The following is a 17,091-nucleotide window of genomic DNA, read 5'->3' as shown; positions in this document are numbered from 1 at the left end:
GTTTGAATGATGGGTTAGTTATTATTTTTGGATGCTGACTCCTGGTCGTTCTTCTTGTTGGGGGCAACGATACTCTCCAGGGCTTTTTGCAGTGCGGGTGCAAGAGCTTTGGTGAGCGCAGGCATCAGGGCTTCAGCAAGCGCGGGTGCCAGCGCTTCGGCCAGCAATGCGGTTTCAATTGGCGACTTCGGCAACATAGGACGCGCTGAGGGAAGCAGGGATGCCATTAACTCTTCGGTCAAAGCTGCTTTGATAGCACTATTCGCGGTTTTCGTATGTGGCGGATTATCGAGCAGTTCTTTAATCAATGCCTCAACCATAGGGTCCATATATCCCCTGGTTTTTGCCTGTTCAGAATTAGTAGTCATAATGATGTTTCTTCCTTTTTCATCTCTCTAGCAAATAAAAGTGTTGTACGCGCAGCAACTTCAACAACGACAGCAATCAACATGCCTGGAAGGGGTTAATATGCATGGGGTTTTCGGCTCGATGTTCGCACCGAAAACCCCATGGCTTGACCCAAAAAGCGTGCAGCCTCTCATTTTCCTCAGCCCTTATCAAGGGGTAGCGATAAAAGAAACGGCTGCGCTGGGCTAGACGGTCTCTTTTTCGCGCTCTTCTCGGCGCGCCATCAGAGCGGCTAACAGCAGTGGATGGATACCACGCTCTTCGCGCTCCTCACGACGAGACATCAAGACGGCCAACAACAACGGATTGATGCCTTCGCCACGCTCTTCTCGGCGCGCCATCAGAGTGGCTAACAGCAGTGGATGAATACCACCTTCGTGGTGCTCTTCTCGGCGCGCCATCAGAGCGGCCAATAGCAGTGGATTGATGCCTTCTGGGCGCTCCTCGCCCTCCTCGTGCTCCTCTCGGCGCGCCATCAGAGTGGCTAACAGCAGTGGATGAATACCACCTTCGTGGTGCTCTTCTCGACGAGACAGCAGGGTCGCCAGTAGGAGAGGATGAATACCACCCTCGCCACGCTCCTCGCGGCGCGACATCAAAGTGGCCAGCAGGAGAGGATGAATACCTTCACCGTGCTCTTCATGCTCCTCACGACGGGCCATCAGGGCAGCTACCAACAATGGCATCCCTTCGACAACACCTTCTGTGCCCATATGCTCGCGGACCTCAGAAGCTCGTTCACGTACAGCAGTTGGCATAAAAAATCTCCTTTCGAGATATCTGTTACATATATCAAGATTCTCTATCTAAGAGAGAACGATGAGAAATACAAGAAAACTGGAACATTATTTAAAAGAGGTCAGGACCTACGAATAGTCATCTGTATTCCCTTCGTCATTATAAAAGCCGCCTGCCTAATAGTTCTTTAAATATATTGGTTTTATAAACTGCTAAAAGAATGCTGCAACCAGGTGCGAAGCCCGCTAAACGAGTTCAACTTTTCTAACGTATACAATGAAAGGTAGTGATTTTATAGATCAGTTATTGTACAATATGTGGAACCACCATACTTATCGATACGTGTTTTTGCAATAGTGACGCTATAAAAACATTTTAACTCTCACTATTGTTATTGTGATTCGCTGTCTTTAGATAGATGAATGTATATGTGTGGTATGTCTGCAGTTAGAAGTAAACATGCGAATTGCCGCGGGAGAAAGAGCGATGTCAGACAAAAGTTTTTCACAGGCCGTGCAAGATCTACAGAATAGGATAACCAGCAATTTACAGGATTCAATGAATCACATGCTTCGCTATCACACAACTGCGACCGCGGCTACCTTGAATATCGAGGATGAGAAGGTGCGGACAGTCGTCACCAACGAGCTTATTACTGATCAGCTCATCGCCCTGTTGACCCTGATGAAAAAATTGCACATGATCAATAAGGAACAGCATGATGAGTTCACAGACTACCTGCTGCGTGCTCTGGCGGCCCAGCATAGCGATATCACCAACTGGAACACCCCTGGCTAACGCAATTACACTATAGATGTGTGTCACAAATGAGATCACTCCCTGACTTCTTGCTGCATAGAGCGACCATGGTGTTTTCATTATATATTGTAGAATCTATATTCTGATACACGATAAGTCTTGTTGCGCCCAGATAGGGTCAGGTCAAATGACCCTTCTTCAAATGGTAAGACAAGCGCTGAGCCTTCGAGTAGGGAAACATGGTTGCTCTCGATATGCTTTTTATTGCGCCGTGTCGCCTGTCGCACCATCAGTGGCGAAGCATCGATGCCAGCGACGAAGGCGCCCGGAGCCTGCGTCGCCATCGCATGGATGAGCGCGCCAGGGCCAAAACCGACTTCGAGAATGCGTTCGTCGGGATGAAGATCAAGAAGCGAGATCGTCCACAGGTTGCGCTGCTTTGTGGCACGGCCCATAATCATGGCGCAGATGCGACCGGCAAATCCCTTTGGATGCGCAAATGCCGAATCAAGCAAATCCATTAAGCTATCCTCCTTCTGTTCATTTCTTGCACCTTCTTCATTTACGTAAAGCCCCTCTTACGGTTATAAACAGATACTTCTGATCACCATATAGTTAAAGCGGCAACTGTCCAGGCGGTTGACAGCCAGGATGCCATGACATATACTCTCTACAGACCCCAGGCGGGGGGTATGGGTAGAGCATAGAAACGATGTGAGAAACATTATGACGATAGATGTGAAGCAGGCTAAAGAACAAGGGCAGGCCATGGGCCACGCACAGGACCCTTCCCAGAGTCAGGCGACCTTCGCCATTGAGGGGATGACCTGCGCATCCTGTTCGATGCGCATAGAAAAAGGGCTGAAGAAGGTGCCGGGCGTGCTTGATGCGCAGGTGAACCTGGCGACCGAGCGAGGCGTGGTAACCTATGATCCAACGCAGACCGGACTGGATCAAATGGTGCAAAAAGTCGAGGCGCTCGGATATAAGGCAGAACCGATAGCACAGCCTGTCCAAGAACAGGTTGAGGTGTATACTGATGTGGCTTCAGCCGACAACGAGACGACGGAAGCCCCGCCAGCGGTCAGCCAGGAGGACGAACGGGCACAACGAAAACAGGCCGAACTCCTGCGCAAGCGGAACCTGCTGATCCTGAGCGTCGTGCTCTCGCTGCCAGTAATGATCCTGAGCATGTTTTTCATGGACCGTTTTGCGGGCGAGAATATCCTCTTGCTGATCCTCACCACTCCCATCTGGGCCATTGTCGGCTGGGAGTTCCATCGTGGCGCCCTCAAGACGCTACGCCATGGCAGCGCCAATATGGACACACTGGTCTCGCTGGGTTCAAGCGCATCCTATCTGTTGAGCGTGGTGGCCACATTTTTTCCACGGCTCGTGGGTGGCGTCACCTTCTATGATACGACGGCCTTGATCATCACCTTGATCTTCCTGGGAAAATATCTGGAGGCGCGTGCGAAGGGGCAGACCAATGATGCCATCAAAAAGCTGGTCGGCCTGCAGGCCAGGACCGCGCATGTGCTGCGCAATGGAAGTGAGGTGGAGCTACCGATTGAGCAGGTGCAGGTTGGCTGGACCCTGCTGGTGCGCCCTGGTGAGAAGATTCCAGTGGATGGCGAGGTGCTTACGGGCCGCTCGTCCGTCGATGAGTCGATGATCACCGGCGAAAGCATCCCGGTCGAGAAGCTTCAGGGGGATGCGCTGGTGGGTGCTACCGTCAATCAGCAGGGCCTGCTCCAGATGCGGGCCACAAAGGTGGGCTCCGATACGGTGCTGGCCCATATCATTCGCATGGTGGAACAGGCTCAGGGCTCCAAGGCCCCATTCAACGCCTGGCCGACACTATCGCGAGCATCTTCGTCCCGATTGTGCTGGTGATTGCCGCCCTCACCTTTGTCGCCTGGGCCATTATCGGACACACGATTGGCATTCCAGGCACCGGCATGAGCATGATGGATGCCAGTAGTGGCAATGCCTGGATTACGGCCATCGTTGCGGCTGTGGCAGTGCTAGTGGTGGCTTGCCCCTGTGCGCTTGGTCTAGCCACCCCGACCGCCATCATGGTCGGCACAGGCAAAGGCGCCGAGCAAGGCATACTCATCAAAGGGGGAGAGAGCCTGGAACGGATTCAGGCTGTACGGGCCGTGCTGCTGGACAAGACCGGGACGATTACCAAAGGCAAGCCAGAGCTGACCGACCTTGTCGCGCTGGCTGACCTGCCCGAAAATGAGCTGCTGCGCCTGGCCGCGCGCGCCGAACAGGGTTCGGAGCATCCACTGGCGGCAGCTATCGTCGAGGGAGCCAGAGCACGTGGACTTGCGCTCAGCAACTATCCTGAACAGGTGACGGCATTGGCTGGCCGTGGTCTGCAAGCAGTGCTCGAAGGGCATACGATTTTGATCGGCACCCGGAGCCTGCTGCGGGAACACAATATTGAGTCAGCCGGAGCGGAAGAGCAGCTGACACAGTTGGAGGCGCAGGGCAAGACAGCGATGCTAATTGCGGTAGACGGAAAATGCACCGGCATCGTCGCGGTCGCCGATACGATCAAGGCTGGCTCACGAGAAGCCGTGAGGCAGCTCCATGCCCAGGGATTGCAGGTATGGATGATCACAGGAGACAATCGAAGGACCGCACTGGCAATCGCGGAAAAGGTCGGTATCCCGGCTGAACATGTGCTTGCGGAGGTCTTGCCGGAGGAGAAGTCGCAACAGGTCAAACGGCTCCAGGAGCAAGGGATGATCGTCGCCTTCGCGGGCGATGGCATCAACGATGCGCCCGCGCTGGTGCAGGCTGATGCCGGCATCGCGATGGGAACAGGCACCGATATCGCCATGGAGGCATCCGATATCACGCTGGTCAAGGGCAACCTGCAGAGTATTGCCAGCGCGCTCGCCCTCTCACAGGCGACCCTGCGCACCATCAAGCAGAACCTCTTCTGGGCCTTTGCCTACAACGTCATCCTGATCCCGACGGCGATCCTATCTCCGTTGATCCCGTTCTTGAAAGAGCAGGCGCCCATCTTTGCGGCGGCCGCCATGGCGCTCTCATCGGTAACGGTCATCAGCAACTCTTTGCGCCTGCGCCGCTTTGGACGCTCATGCCAGGGCTAAGACACATTGGGACTGGAACGAAGCCAGCAGGTTTCAGTTCCAGCCCATCAGCCCATCTATAAATCGCCAGGAGCAATCGAAGGGAGATCACCATGCAGATCATCAATAGTCTTGGGCAGGCCCTTTTCATGGCCCTCAGCATGTTCTGGGGAGATCCTGTGGCCCGCTGATCCTTGGTTTCACGCTCTCTGGCATCCTCCAGGCCGTGGTGTCGCATCGCTCGATCGCCAGAGCACTGGGCGGTGATGAGCCGAAGCATCTGGCCCTCGCACGTTGACTTGTGTATAAGGAGTCAGGTATTACTTTTCACTTGATAAACTATCTCAGACATTGAGGGCAACAGTTTGGCCAAAGGGAAGGAAGCGTAATCGTTGCGTTAATCCCGCCGCAGCAAATGCTTGCTCAATCTCGGGACGTCCCTCGGTTAAGTGTGACCAGCCCTCATAATGGATCGGAACAATGGTCGCCTTCGCAAAGAGATTTGCGCACGCAACTCCCGCTTGCCCTGTGAGCGAAAGGGGATCTGGGCCAAAGAGATCAACATGAGAGGCTCCAAAGTGCAGGAACGCAGTCCCAACGTGATAACGCTGACCAATCTCTACGATATCTTCATACAAGACCGTATCCCCCGAAATGTAGAGCGCGCCATGCTGCTGTCCTTCCCACTCAAGCATCCACCCGGTGACATCGCCAATGGCCGCCTGCATCGCTGCTGGACCATGACGTGCGGGCATCGCTGTGATCTGGATATGCAGACCATTGGGCGCGGTAAGTTCGGCTGTTTCCCAGGTCTTCATGCCGCGAACCTGACCCTCCAGGTTCTGCGCGCTAGTAGGTGTGGTCAGAATCTGGCCAGCTTGCGGGAGATACGCACGACCTGCACGATCCAGATTATCAAAGTGTTGCTCGTGGCTAAGGAGAATGGCATCGATCTGTCCAAGCTGAGCAACAGAGATGGTTGGATCAGCGGTTTTGACACGGGGTGCCGGTTTACTGGCATAGTGAGATCCAGCCGGGTCAAAGGTTGGATCAGTGAGCAGACGGAGTCCGCCGATTTCAAGAAGAACCGTTGGACCACCACTATGGGTGACCTGTACTGGACTGGCTGCTGGTTGTGGCATGGTTTTTCCTTTCGTTCATCCTCTCCGCAATCCGTCTTCTGGTCAGGCATTGACTGTGTGATGGGTACGCATATGGTTGAGAATCAGATGGACCGCCGCCTGCACCCCACCTGCATTAGCGATGGTGTCTTGCATGTGCTTGACGCGCAGACGAATGTCAGGATGATGAACCACGGTGTTGACGGCCTCTCGGAGCGTCTCAGCATGCATATGTTCAGCATCCAGGGCCATGCCGAGACCGAGTTCCTCGACGCGGCGTGCGGTATGTGTTTGTTCAATCGTTTGGGGGACCACGATCAGCGGAACCCCGAATGAGAATGCCTCCATCGTACTATTCATGCCACCATGCGTGAGAAAGATGCTTGTGTGAGCCAGAACATCGAGTTGTGGTACAACGGCATGGACAAGGAAGTTCTCGGGAACAGGGTCCAGATCCTCAAGTCGTACGTGTTTCCCAATGGACAACACGACCAGCGAGGGGAAATCAGCAAAGGCGCGGAAGCATTCATTATAGAAATCTGGGCGATTATTGAAGGTGGTCCCAAGTGAAATATAGAGTACCGACTGATTGTGCAAGCGTTCAAGGGGAAAAGGTGTCGCATCATGGCGTGGTAAGATGCAGGGACCAACAAATTGAAAGCGGCTATCAAAGGTCTCACCGGCATATTGAAAGGCACGTGGAAGCATCATGAGCGTCAAAGGTTCAGCCAACGAGAAGATGTGCAAAAAATCGAAAGGCTCAATCGCATAATCCATACAGAGTTGTCTGACATGTGCATTGAGGGAAGCTCTCCGTTGCGCGAGGGCTTCGGCCTCTTCTGGCAAGGAAGATTGCGTAATCACATCAGGAAAAAGGTGAAACTGCTCATTGGTGGCATAGGTTGTACGGATCAAGATCCCAGGAACATGGAGGATCTTTGCCAGCATGCGACCCCAGGGTGCACTTTGTCCATAGATGATGCCATCTGGCTCTTGTCCCTCCATGTCTTTGAGGACCATTGGCAGCAATTGCTGACAATCCTCAAACAGCATCTCACTGAACTGTAAAAATCGTGCACCGTTCGAGCTGCTTCCTGCATTTTGCGTGGTCATATCAGGGCCACTGTTCAGATGGGATTGATAGCCACGGAAGCTAGCTCCCGTTTCCTCAATCGGCTGGCGAAATGGTTCGGTGAGGTAGCAGATAGCCCGCTCACCACGTGCCACGAGTTCCTGTACGATGGCGAGCATTGGGTTCAGGTTGCCCTGCTGTGGAATCGTAAAACACAGATAGGTTGACATGGAAGAAATCCTCCTTCACAGAAAAAGCGCGCTGTTTTTCACCTTCTTACTTCTAGGAATAGTATAAGGCTGTGTTGCAAACAATCTGATCAGTCTACGAACGAAAGACAATCATCTCGCGCTCAATACCTACATCAACAAACGCAAGCTTCGCGAGTTAGGCTTATAGATGGTCATTCTGTCATCATTTTACAAACTCAGCAGTTAGCCTCCGTTCTGAAACGGTCTCGCTGGCTCGTTCATCATTCTGAGCATTGCAGCGCCACCTGTTCGGAAAAACCTGATTACTAACACAGCTGCCACGACGAGGAAGATAATATTAAGCACCGTCGTATAGTTCCACTGAATGCCTTCCGTGATCGCAACGACGTTGCGGTTCTGAGGAATAATACACACCACCATCCTCAATATCATCTTCCTGGTGCTAGCAGCCCTGCTTGTGATCCGCTTTCTGCGCACCGGTGGCCGCTCCATGTTAAAAATGATGGATAAGCCCTTTAAAGAATAAAAGCAACAATAATCAATTATTGTTGCTTTTTCATGCAGGAGAGAAAAAAAGCGGGGACAAGCCCCGCACGTACAGATCGCTATTATTGTTGCTCTTTAGGCGTGCTCTGGCGAGACGGTATAGCCGACATCGTCAAGGGTGGCTTCGATCTGTTGCAGCGAGAGCTGGGCCGGATCAAAGCGCAGGTGGACGCTTTTGGTTGGGATATCGGTCGAGACCTCTTCGACTCCAGCCAGAGAACCTAAGGCGCCATTAATGGCCTTCACGCAATGCTCGCAACTCACATCGGGAACCGAAAGTGTAATATCCTTCGTCATCACAATTTCCTTTATTCAAGTACAAGTTATCAACCGTACAATAATATATCCAGTTAGCGATTGCCCGCCAGATTATAGAGCTGGACGAGTTCCTGAATGATCTCGTCTCCTCTTCCCTCTGCGATGCCTTCGGGGACACATGTATGCAGGTGGCTATCGACCAGCAAACTTTCGAGTTTCTCAATAGCTTTACGAATGGCGTAGGTCTGGCGCAAAATGTCTACACAATACTTATCTTCCTCAATCATCTTCCTCACACCACCCAGATGGCCCTCAATATAATTTAAGCGCTTGAGGACATCTTGTTTATCTGCCTGCATATGTCTCTTCCTTCCTCTCCCCTACCCACCCGGGAGGGGTATAAGCAGAGTGTAACACACAAATATCGTCATTGCAAGCTGTAGCCCTCCCTGGAGGCCGGCGGCGCCGGGCCAGGTGTGGGATGTGTTTGGTGGGCGGCTGCAACCGCCCACCAAACACACCCCACACCTGAAAAAATGTAGCTTGCTCGTAATCTCCCTGCCAGCTACATACAATATTATGGCTGCGGGGTTGCGGCATTCAGCTCCCAGATCTCAATGGTACGGATCGGCTTAAATCCCATCGAACGATAGAGGGAGACAGGGGCGACGGCCCCGCCATCCACGCCGAGCGCAATGGAGACAGCACCCTCCTGGGCGCTGAGATAGTTTAGGGCCACAGTCAACAGCATACGTCCCAGCCCTTTACCGCGCTGGGAAGGATCGACGGTAAGGTTAGAGATCCAGGCGTAGGGTTGACCATCCGGGTTATGCCCGCGCGATCAAACAGCGCATGAACCGTGCCAAGAATATGAGCATCATCCGCTTGATCAACGGCCAGAAAGAAGCTATCGTGGTGGCCTTCCAGATCGTCGAGCAGGGCCTCCATAGTAATTGGGTGGAAGTTCCAGGTGTTGGCCCAGGCACGGTTCAAGGCTGCCAGCAATGAAGGCTCCTCGCCTGTGCGCAAGGAACGCACACGAATGCCATCAATCTCACGAACCGGTAGCGGCTCAGACAGCGCAGGGCGCGACATCATATGCGCGTTACGCAACAAAGAGAAAGCTCGTTGCTTTAAGGCCGCGCCAGCCCAGGTTGTATTACCCGAAGCGACGATGCGCAACTGTGCTTTCTGTCCCGCCCGTGCCATTGAACGGGCATGATCCACCAGCAACAACGCAAGCGGCGACTGCCGGTAATCGGGCAGAAGAGCAAGCCGGGCCTCGGCAGCCTCTTTATCCTGAGCAATGTGGACAGCGGTCACCCCGACCGGCACCTCATCCTGCAGCAACAGCCAGCTATCGGTAGCCCAATTGTGTAGCGACCACCAACCATCATCTGGCTTGAAAGCTGCCTCATCGGCATCTTGCGATGCACCCCAGATGCGCTCAAGAGTAGCAATCTCGCTCTCCGTTGAAACATGCACTATCCGCAATCCATCTTGCTCACGTGCCTGTGCCGAAATTCCAGCTCTATCCTCAAGGCCTTTTGACGCGCTATCCATTTCTGTTCGTTGCTCCTTTATATTAGCTTTTCATTGATAACTATTTTTATATCCCACCGCCATTAAAAAACCACGCGGCATATAAATTATATAGTAAATCGACATATAAAGCTTTCTTTCCCTTTTAACCCATACCCCATGGGGTGGGTATAGTCAACATATCACAACCCCATCGAAATGACAAGGTATAAGAAACTTCCACACCTGCGGTACTCGACATTGATTTTATGGTGTGGTATAGAAAATGCGCTCAGTGCATTTTCTATACCACACCATAAAACCTGCTCAGACATATTCTGCGCATGTCCGCACGAATGTGTCTGATCCATATGATCACCGCAATCTTCACGCCTGAGTTTGAGCGCCAAAGGCGCTCAAGAAGTTTTCTTGTGTGGTGCAAAAAAGTGCGCTGGGCGCACTTTTTTGCACCACACAAGAAAAAAAAGCCCGGGCGCGCCTGCGCCCGTCCGCACAGGAGCGACTTGCTTCCCATCCTTATGGGAAGCAAACACATTCTGAAACAAATATAACTTTTTCAGCATTATATGTAATAAGTAAGAAATGACTTATTGTTTGATTGTTTTTCTAGCGCAAAGGCCGGGCAATGAAGATGTCTCATAAAAAATTAAATTCAGTCCGCACAGGCATGTATCGACAGCGCTTCTTTTCTTTTTTTACCATTGTTTCTGCTCTGTTACTTAGTTTGCTGATCATCCTGTCTGGTTGTGGGTCCCAGGATGCGGGTCAGAGTCAGCCAAAAACAGCCGTCACAACGTTGCCTCAGAGTCAGCCAAAAACGGCCATCACAGCAGCGAAGTTTCAAGGTCTACAGGCTGTCCGAATGACAGGTGCCAGCAGTGGTTGGCTATGGACCAAGACACGCGTGGGCATACCTCAGATGGAGGGACGAGCTGGCAGGATGTCACACCAGCGCAGGCGAGTGGGACAATCCTGGGAGGTTACGTGTTCAATGGTCTCCAATTGCTGATCGCAAGCGCAGATCCCAACAGCACGGCCCCTGCCACCATCTCGCGCACGACTGATGGTGGATACACATGGCAGAACAGTGCGTTCCCCGCGCAACATCTCCTCCCCGATCCACGCAGGATGAGCTTTATCAATGATCACGAAGGCTGGGCAGAAGTCCCGTTTCAAGGTGCCACCGGCAATGATCTGGTCGCTATCTTCCATACCACGGATGAAGGTCAGAGCTGGCAGCCAATCTCCCAGACCCCGCTAGGACCAGCCTTGCCAGTGCCCAGGACATTCCCGTTTGCCCATCATAAATCGGGTCTGACCTTTGTGAATAACTCCACCGGCTGGGCAACCGTGTTTACTGATGGCATCTTACAGCTATATGCCACCCATGATGGAGGTGCCACCTGGCAAGGAAAGACGCTCTCACTCCCGGTGCCTGATGTAGGATCATCTATGCTCCCGCCCACCTTTTTCAACAGCAACAGTGGGATCTTGCCAATCGATCTCCAGGCATCCACCGGTTCAGGGAAGATGTTTCTGCTAAGCCATGATAATGGAGCTACCTGGCAAGCTACCACGCCCGTCTCTGCTTACGGCGGGCCGGCGACTTTCACCGATATGGCCCACATATGGGTTGCAGATCCTCAAGGGACCACTCTTTATAGTAGCAACGACGGAGCCCAGCATTGGAAAAAGATAAACCCAACCATCCCGACCAGCATCACCAGCTTCACACAGTTGAATTTCATCTCACCCACCACCGGTTGGGCAATCGGGCAAACCGGTGATGGGGCTAATCCACAAACCATCCTATTGAAGACTACTAACGGTGGCCAGACCTGGGCCAGCGCATAGATCTCGTATTGACACACACGAAACGCATCATTATGGTTGTTGGCGGGTGGACAGGCCGAGGTGGTTGCCGGCGGGATCGGCGAAAATCGCCCACCAGCCAACATGGGGGATCTCCGTTCTGGGGACGATGGTTTTTCCTCCATTCGCCTCTATGATGGCCAGGGTGGCATCGATATCATCACAGGCCAGATAAACAAGCAATCTGTCCGGCTTGTAGGAGGGCTCAGCGGGTCCCGTAAAACCGCCCCGCAGGCCGCCTTCGGATTCGAAGATGACGTAGTTGTGCTCCACGTTGGTTTTGGTCTGCCAACCAAAGACATCGCTATAAAAGGTGCCGGACGCGGCAGCGTTCTCGGCGGGAATCTCAATATGTGCGATTGGATGCTGTGCCATGCTTGTTTTCCTTTCCTGGAACGAGTTAATCTAGATCGGAGATGCTCGCTCAAGCGAAAACGGAAGGGCTTTCCTCTCCGCCTCTCTCGCAAGGATCATCAATACCAGGAGAGTATAACAAGTGAATGGCGACAACCTTATGTCATAATTGGGCACAATGCGCAGCAATTTTCTCAGCCGCTTGCTGAACACGTACACGCAATTCAGCCGGTGCCAACACCTTCGCATCGGTACCAAGGCCCAATAAGATACCGACGAGCCAATTGTAGTCAGCCAAGCGCAAATGTAAGCTGAGTAGTGCTTCTCCGTCCTCTTTGTGCTGGAGGCACGACGCCAGGTGCGGGACGCGTTCCAGCTTCATGACACCCCGCGCCGTCAGGTGGATGCGTACCTCAGGAAATGAGGGATGGACATGGCGAATAGGTGAGGAGACCGGGCGTTCCACTTGCGGCGGCTCCGGGACTGCGCGCACCGCCAGAAAACGATCAACACGATAAACGCGTGTCTCCTGGCGCTCCAACGAGTAGGCCTCACAATACCAGAGGCCCGCCGAGGTACGCAGGTGCTGCGGCAACAGCGTTTGCTGCGAGGCCCCTTTCTCAGAACGATACTCTACCGCAACCCACTGCTCCTTGTTAGCGCTCGCCAACAGGTAATCGAGGAACGGAGTCGCATAGGGTCGTGAAGGCACATCGAGCGAAAGGGTCTGCGTAAACTGCTCAAGATGCTCGCTCTCACGGCGCGGCAGCAGGGTCTGAACCTTGGCCAGCAACGTCTCCCGCTCCTGCTTGAATGGCGTCTCGCCCAATTGAGAAAGGCCGCTCAAGGCCAGGCGTAGCAGCAGGGCTTCATGCAGGGTCAGAGCCAGAGGAGGCAACGAATAATCGGCTGGCAGGGTATAACCGCCTGAGGCCCCCAGATCGGCCGCAATGGGGATCCCCATCTCACACAGAGCATCGATATCACGCTGAATCGTACGCCGAGACACCTCAAAATGCTGGGCAATCTCGCTGGCAGAGCGCTTCCCACCCTGCAAAAGCAAAAGAATAGCCGTCAAACGATCAATACGATTCATCGTCTCCATCTTTCGTTAGATTACAACAAATGCTTTAATAATATTGAGGCCTGATCTTCGTTATTATAGTATAGCTACATCATTTATGGGAAGGTGATACGATGACTGCAGGCACAGATCCATTGAAGTTATTCTATTGTTACGCCAGGGAAGATAAGGTGTTTCGGGATGATCTGGATAGGCATCTGAGCGGCTTAAAACGCGAAGGGCTCCTCACTACCTGGCATGATCTCATGATTACGGCCGGTGAAGAATGGGAAGACGCCATTAATACCCATTTGAACGAAGCAGATATTATTGCATTGCTCATCAGCCCACATTTTATGGCATCTGATTACTGCTACGGCAAAGAGATGGCCCGGGCGCTCCAGCGGCATGAGAGAGGAGAGGCACGTGTCATGCCTATTTTGATCCGCCCGGTGGATTGGACAAACGCGCCTTTCAGTAAGATCAATCTATTACCCTCAAATGCCATTGCTGTCACACGCTGGGAGGACCGGGATAGCGCCTTTGAAGATGCTGGTCGTGGCATTCGGGCCGTGGTCGAGAAGTTAGTGGAGCGCTTTAAGCAAAAGGAGTTGCAAAACAGTAAAAAACAAGCGACGCTCATACAATACAATGAGAATCTGGCCCTATGTGAAGAGGCAATTCGTAATGATCCAACGGATGCGGTAGCCCATGGAGCCAAAGGCTATGTTCTTGTTGAGCTTGACCGCATGCAAGAAGCACTTGATCCTCTTGATGAAGCTATTCGCCTTGATCCAACCTACGCAAGCGCATATTTTAATAAAGGCAAAGCCCTCGCTGTTTTAGGTCGTCTTGATGAAGCGCTGGTAACTTTAAATAAATCCATTCGCCTGACCAGGCTAAGAGAAAGTGATAGCTGGAAAATGCCTATCATATATCAGACAAAGGCATATGTACTTTCTGCACTTAGCCGCAACGAAGAAGCTCTTATGGCCTTCCAGGAAACCATTCGTCGCGATCCAACCGTCTCGACATCACATTCAGGAATCAGCGCGGTCTTTTATGCGCTTAATCGCTTTGAGGAGGCGCTCAAGACTGCAGAAGAAGCTCTTCGCATCGATCCTGATAATACTGCCGCCTATAGGCACAAAGGAAATGCCCTGCTGAAATTGGAACGCTACAAGGAAGCTGTAGCGGCTTTTGATCGCTTTATTTATATTGATCAAACATCGGCAGAAGTATACAACAATAAGGGAGTTGCGCTAGCATTGCAAGGCCAGTTGCAAGAGGCACTCACAACCTATGATAAAGCGATCCAGCTCGATCCCACCAACGCAGGAATGAAACAGAGAAGGCAATATATAATTGATGCGCTATACAACAATGATTAAAATAACGCTTGATTATGATGATGAGTTCGATCTATTCTACCATAGAGTATGTGCATTTGTGTGAAAGCAGCGTGTCGTACGCCAACCGGGCGGCATGCACCAGGCCCAATACACCTCATTTAGCAACCAGGCAAGCAACTGAACGCAGCAATAAATACGATTTGTACGTGCGGGGCTTGCCCCCGCTTTTAATCTCCACGCTCGAAAAAGCAACAACGATAGGATTTTGCAGCTACTTGATTGAGCGCATAGCGTTATTATTGTCGATTTTTCGGGCGGGAACGGATAAAGCGGGGTCAAGCCCCGCACGTACAGAGGGCGTCGCGGATCTCCTGGATACGCTGGTAGGTCTGGCGGACCCGCTCGTGGCTTTGGCGCCGCTGGAGTTCGATGCGGGCGTCGCAGAAGCTCATGGCGTGGTAGACATGACTGCGAAACTGTGCGCCCGGATCGGGTTCCGCGTCCGCGTAGGTCTGCCAGAAGGCGCGCGTGCCCGCGACGACTTTAGGATCGGGACTCTCAGTAGCTCTTATGTGCAGCAGAAACATGGTCCAGTCGGCCAGGGGATCGCCCCACCAGCAGCGGTCAGAGTCGAGGACGGCGCTAATGGTTGGGACATGCTGCGCGGGATCACGCTTGACCAGTACGTTGAAGGTCCAGAGGTCGCCGTGCAACAAGCGGGGTCGGTCGATCTGGTCGAGCAGGTCGAGATGGGCCATTACCAGGTCGAGGAGCGCTCGGACATCGGTGGCGTCCAGGGGGATAGCCTCAAGATCGCGAATGGAGCTCTCAAGTTTATGAACGACCAGCGAACTCCAGCGGTCAAAAGTGTGACCAACCAGGGGCTGGCCGAATGTTTCGCCTTCGACACCGTGAATTATTTTTGTGAGCTCGGCCAGCTGACGATAGAGGGCCAGATCCTCTTCCAGTGTCAATTCATGCTCGATATCCGACCATAACTCCCCTTCCATAAAGGTCTGGAAGATATAGTCGCGCTTGATCAGTTGATGGGTGAAATCGACCATCAGCGTTCTGGGCATCAGGGGCGCGATCGGGGCCAGGAAGGGTTGCATATATTGCTCGTTACGCATCAGATTGAGCTCGTGTTGCGCCAGATGGGGACCATGCGCCGGGGAGACACGCAGGATCACCGGGGGCATAGCGGCAAGCAGAATACGATAGGTGTTGTTGTGTCCCCCACCCGCGAGCTCTTCGATAGAGAGGATGGATCGATCCTTGCCAAACGCTCGCTGACACATAGCCTGGATCTGCTCTAATGGGACGGGCTGCTGAAACGCAGCGGGAGCGCGTTCAATTATTGTATATCTCACCACAGGAAAGCTCCTTTTGTAGCTGTAGATGTTACGTTTCTAAACATTCAGGCGAAAAAAGAGAGGAGCTTGTGGCCAGGGTTGCAGATGGGTGCGCTTAGCACCTCAAAAAAGCCAGACCACAAGCATAGTATCATACCTGCGGCTTACGGATATACGAAATCAATGCGGATACCTACCTGACGAGGCACGTAACTGATCGAAGAGCTTAAAAGCCTGCCTGATGATGACTACCAGTTCCTATATCTAGCTATAAGCGAGCGGCATGATATGATTTGTTGTGTATAGATGATTTTCATAAGCCACCTCCTATAGATAGATAAAAGCTATTTCACCATTTAAATGCACTACTAAATTATGCGCTTACGTCTCAAATATTATAGCTGAAGCTGTCAAGTAAAAGATCCTTAGTTGATTATCTGTACATAGAAAGAGACCCGCCACAGATAAAGAGACGTATGGTACAATATATCGGGTTAATGAGCTGAAAAAGAAGGAAGAACATATGCCAGAAAGCGAGCATCCTCCATAGGTACGAGCAGTTCGTGCCAGATTGGAGGAACAAGTGTATTCTTATTTTCGCAACATTCGACATATCGGAAGCATCCGCGCCTGGTATGCGGCAAAGGCTGATCGAACCAATTGGGATGAGGAGGGGTATGCGCCTCCCCGGAGATGCGCCATCCTGATCCAATTCTGTTTGCAGGATCATGGGCGGATATAAAGCCATCCTACGTTCGCGTCAATCGTCTAAATTACGTACGCGGCAAGGTGATCGAGACGCAAAGAAAAGTCAGGCGTCTCCACAAAAGACGCGTCGCGCGCAAATATCGGATTTACCAGCGGGAAGCAGAAAAATAATATGTCTCAGAAGAGAAGGCGTGTGTACATGCCTTCTCTTTTCCAGCCAGAAACAGGCAACGCTCCAGGTTCAGGTACACTAAACGAGCACGCATGGCGATACTACAGGCCGGTCTCGCGGCCTTCGATACTGAAGAGGGTTATTTCGTCTTTCATCCAGGGGTGCCCATCTAGTTTATCAATACGCATCGACAGGTAGCCGGGAATATATCCTTTTCCCTTCCTGTACGAAAAAGCGACAAGAAAGACGATGCTCATAGGTTCGGGCCTCAGCGCCCCACCGGTCGTGGGGCCCGGTCTCCTCGCCGCTCGGTCTCTCCTCGCCGCTCGGTCTCTCGTCACCGCTCCCTCGACCCACGCGGTGCCCAAACACGGACCATGCGTTCGGGCACCGCGTGAAGGAAGGGCCAATACCACGGGGGCTTGAGTGCTGGGATACCGGGCCGCCCTACC

18 protein-coding genes and 1 pseudogene are annotated in these 17,091 nt (G+C 52.5%); 5 read left to right on the top strand and 14 right to left on the bottom strand.

Translation table 11 applies throughout. The features are described from left to right. Nucleotides 1–14: 14 nt before the first annotated feature. On the bottom strand, nt 15–368 hold the full coding sequence (locus EL645_RS21425; RefSeq protein WP_126552388.1) for a hypothetical protein: 354 nt from the start codon (nt 366–368) through the stop codon (nt 15–17). A gap of 225 nt (nt 369–593) precedes the next feature. After that, on the bottom strand, nt 594–1,166 hold the full coding sequence (locus EL645_RS21420) for a hypothetical protein (RefSeq protein WP_126552387.1): 573 nt from the start codon (nt 1,164–1,166) through the stop codon (nt 594–596). Nucleotides 1,167–1,632: 466 nt separating this feature from the next. Between EL645_RS21420 and EL645_RS21415 the strand changes: the two genes are divergently transcribed. Next, nucleotides 1,633–1,944, top strand: coding sequence for a hypothetical protein (locus tag EL645_RS21415; RefSeq protein ID WP_126552386.1), 312 nt, complete (start codon nt 1,633–1,635; stop codon nt 1,942–1,944). Between the two features lie 80 nt (nt 1,945–2,024). Here EL645_RS21415 and EL645_RS21410 read toward each other — a convergent pair whose 3' ends face one another. Next, a complete protein-coding gene (locus EL645_RS21410; RefSeq protein WP_126552385.1) occupies nt 2,025–2,426 on the bottom strand; it encodes a class I SAM-dependent methyltransferase in 402 nt (133 codons plus the stop codon). A 205-nt stretch (nt 2,427–2,631) separates the two neighbouring features. Here EL645_RS21410 and EL645_RS46340 point away from each other — a divergent pair, with 205 nt between their 5' ends. Beyond that, the gene (locus EL645_RS46340) at nt 2,632–3,801 is read left to right on the top strand and encodes a heavy metal translocating P-type ATPase (RefSeq protein ID WP_281276351.1); all 1,170 of its coding nucleotides are present in this window, start codon (nt 2,632–2,634) and stop codon (nt 3,799–3,801) included. Beyond that, nucleotides 3,792–5,036, top strand: a complete 1,245-nt coding sequence (locus tag EL645_RS46335) for a heavy metal translocating P-type ATPase (RefSeq protein ID WP_281276350.1) — start codon at nt 3,792–3,794, stop codon at nt 5,034–5,036. Before EL645_RS46340 ends, EL645_RS46335 begins: the two co-directional genes overlap by 10 nt. 323 nt (nt 5,037–5,359) lie before the next feature. Here the strand turns inward: EL645_RS46335 and EL645_RS21400 are convergent, their stop codons facing one another. From EL645_RS21400 to EL645_RS21370, 7 genes and pseudogenes are all read right to left on the bottom strand, one after another. Next, a complete protein-coding gene (locus EL645_RS21400) occupies nt 5,360–6,157 on the bottom strand; it encodes an MBL fold metallo-hydrolase (RefSeq protein ID WP_126552384.1) in 798 nt (265 codons plus the stop codon). 42 nt (nt 6,158–6,199) lie between these two features. Continuing rightward, a complete protein-coding gene (locus EL645_RS21395; protein ID WP_126552383.1) occupies nt 6,200–7,438 on the bottom strand; it encodes a macrolide family glycosyltransferase in 1,239 nt (412 codons plus the stop codon). Nucleotides 7,439–7,642: 204 nt separating this feature from the next. After that, a pseudogene (locus EL645_RS45615) lies at nt 7,643–7,798 on the bottom strand (permease); the annotation flags it as partial. A 243-nt stretch (nt 7,799–8,041) separates the two neighbouring features. Continuing rightward, the gene (locus EL645_RS21385) at nt 8,042–8,263 is read right to left on the bottom strand and encodes a heavy-metal-associated domain-containing protein (RefSeq protein ID WP_126552382.1); all 222 of its coding nucleotides are present in this window, start codon (nt 8,261–8,263) and stop codon (nt 8,042–8,044) included. A 53-nt stretch (nt 8,264–8,316) separates the two neighbouring features. Next, nucleotides 8,317–8,583, bottom strand: a complete 267-nt coding sequence (locus EL645_RS21380; RefSeq protein ID WP_126552381.1) for a metal-sensitive transcriptional regulator — start codon at nt 8,581–8,583, stop codon at nt 8,317–8,319. A 218-nt stretch (nt 8,584–8,801) separates the two neighbouring features. After that, nucleotides 8,802–9,026 carry a GNAT family N-acetyltransferase gene (locus tag EL645_RS21375; RefSeq protein WP_126552380.1) on the bottom strand — a complete coding sequence of 75 codons (225 nt, stop codon included), beginning with the start codon at nt 9,024–9,026 and terminating at the stop codon, nt 8,802–8,804. Continuing rightward, nucleotides 8,966–9,787: a GNAT family N-acetyltransferase gene (locus tag EL645_RS21370; RefSeq protein WP_126552379.1), complete on the bottom strand. Its 822-nt coding sequence runs from the start codon at nt 9,785–9,787 to the stop codon at nt 8,966–8,968. Before EL645_RS21370 ends, EL645_RS21375 begins: the two co-directional genes overlap by 61 nt. Nucleotides 9,788–10,654: 867 nt before the next feature. Between EL645_RS21370 and EL645_RS21365 the strand changes: the two genes are divergently transcribed. Next, nucleotides 10,655–11,620, top strand: a complete 966-nt coding sequence (locus EL645_RS21365) for a WD40/YVTN/BNR-like repeat-containing protein (protein ID WP_126552378.1) — start codon at nt 10,655–10,657, stop codon at nt 11,618–11,620. Nucleotides 11,621–11,650: 30 nt separating this feature from the next. Here the strand turns inward: EL645_RS21365 and EL645_RS21360 are convergent, their stop codons facing one another. Continuing rightward, a complete protein-coding gene (locus EL645_RS21360) occupies nt 11,651–12,013 on the bottom strand; it encodes a VOC family protein (protein ID WP_126552377.1) in 363 nt (120 codons plus the stop codon). Nucleotides 12,014–12,155: 142 nt separating this feature from the next. Beyond that, nucleotides 12,156–13,088 carry a helix-turn-helix transcriptional regulator gene (locus tag EL645_RS21355; protein ID WP_161977564.1) on the bottom strand — a complete coding sequence of 311 codons (933 nt, stop codon included), beginning with the start codon at nt 13,086–13,088 and terminating at the stop codon, nt 12,156–12,158. A 101-nt stretch (nt 13,089–13,189) separates the two neighbouring features. Here EL645_RS21355 and EL645_RS21350 point away from each other — a divergent pair, with 101 nt between their 5' ends. After that, complete coding sequence (locus EL645_RS21350) at nt 13,190–14,446, top strand: toll/interleukin-1 receptor domain-containing protein (protein ID WP_126552375.1); 1,257 nt, start codon at nt 13,190–13,192, stop codon at nt 14,444–14,446. Nucleotides 14,447–14,742: 296 nt separating this feature from the next. On the opposite strand, the gene EL645_RS21345 is transcribed toward EL645_RS21350, so the two are convergent. Both EL645_RS21345 and EL645_RS39440 read right to left on the bottom strand, forming a co-directional pair. Beyond that, the gene (locus EL645_RS21345) at nt 14,743–15,777 is read right to left on the bottom strand and encodes a phosphotransferase family protein (RefSeq protein WP_126552374.1); all 1,035 of its coding nucleotides are present in this window, start codon (nt 15,775–15,777) and stop codon (nt 14,743–14,745) included. A gap of 963 nt (nt 15,778–16,740) precedes the next feature. Next, nucleotides 16,741–16,896: a hypothetical protein gene (locus tag EL645_RS39440; protein ID WP_161977563.1), complete on the bottom strand. Its 156-nt coding sequence runs from the start codon at nt 16,894–16,896 to the stop codon at nt 16,741–16,743. Nucleotides 16,897–17,091: the final 195 nt, after the last annotated feature.

Source organism: Dictyobacter kobayashii (assembly GCF_003967555.1).
Taxonomy (GTDB): Bacteria; Chloroflexota; Ktedonobacteria; order Ktedonobacterales; family Ktedonobacteraceae; genus Dictyobacter; species Dictyobacter kobayashii.
Note: the sequence above shows the minus strand (reverse complement) of the source record. Positions and strands in the feature narration are given on the sequence as shown.

Coding starts and splice junctions, on each gene's coding strand:
- EL645_RS21360 (WP_126552377.1), bottom strand. CDS start 12,013: ATGGCACAGCATCCAATCGCACATATTGAGATTCCCGCCGAGAACGCT.
- EL645_RS21420 (WP_126552387.1), bottom strand. CDS start 1,166: ATGCCAACTGCTGTACGTGAACGAGCTTCTGAGGTCCGCGAGCATATG.
- EL645_RS46340 (WP_281276351.1), top strand. CDS start 2,632: ATGACGATAGATGTGAAGCAGGCTAAAGAACAAGGGCAGGCCATGGGC.
- EL645_RS21355 (WP_161977564.1), bottom strand. CDS start 13,088: ATGAATCGTATTGATCGTTTGACGGCTATTCTTTTGCTTTTGCAGGGT.
- EL645_RS21415 (WP_126552386.1), top strand. CDS start 1,633: ATGTCAGACAAAAGTTTTTCACAGGCCGTGCAAGATCTACAGAATAGG.
- EL645_RS21395 (WP_126552383.1), bottom strand. CDS start 7,438: ATGTCAACCTATCTGTGTTTTACGATTCCACAGCAGGGCAACCTGAAC.
- EL645_RS21380 (WP_126552381.1), bottom strand. CDS start 8,583: ATGCAGGCAGATAAACAAGATGTCCTCAAGCGCTTAAATTATATTGAG.
- EL645_RS21425 (WP_126552388.1), bottom strand. CDS start 368: ATGACTACTAATTCTGAACAGGCAAAAACCAGGGGATATATGGACCCT.
- EL645_RS21365 (WP_126552378.1), top strand. CDS start 10,655: ATGGACCAAGACACGCGTGGGCATACCTCAGATGGAGGGACGAGCTGG.
- EL645_RS21350 (WP_126552375.1), top strand. CDS start 13,190: ATGACTGCAGGCACAGATCCATTGAAGTTATTCTATTGTTACGCCAGG.
- EL645_RS21410 (WP_126552385.1), bottom strand. CDS start 2,426: ATGGATTTGCTTGATTCGGCATTTGCGCATCCAAAGGGATTTGCCGGT.
- EL645_RS21370 (WP_126552379.1), bottom strand. CDS start 9,787: ATGGATAGCGCGTCAAAAGGCCTTGAGGATAGAGCTGGAATTTCGGCA.
- EL645_RS39440 (WP_161977563.1), bottom strand. CDS start 16,896: ATGAGCATCGTCTTTCTTGTCGCTTTTTCGTACAGGAAGGGAAAAGGA.
- EL645_RS21400 (WP_126552384.1), bottom strand. CDS start 6,157: ATGCCACAACCAGCAGCCAGTCCAGTACAGGTCACCCATAGTGGTGGT.
- EL645_RS21385 (WP_126552382.1), bottom strand. CDS start 8,263: ATGACGAAGGATATTACACTTTCGGTTCCCGATGTGAGTTGCGAGCAT.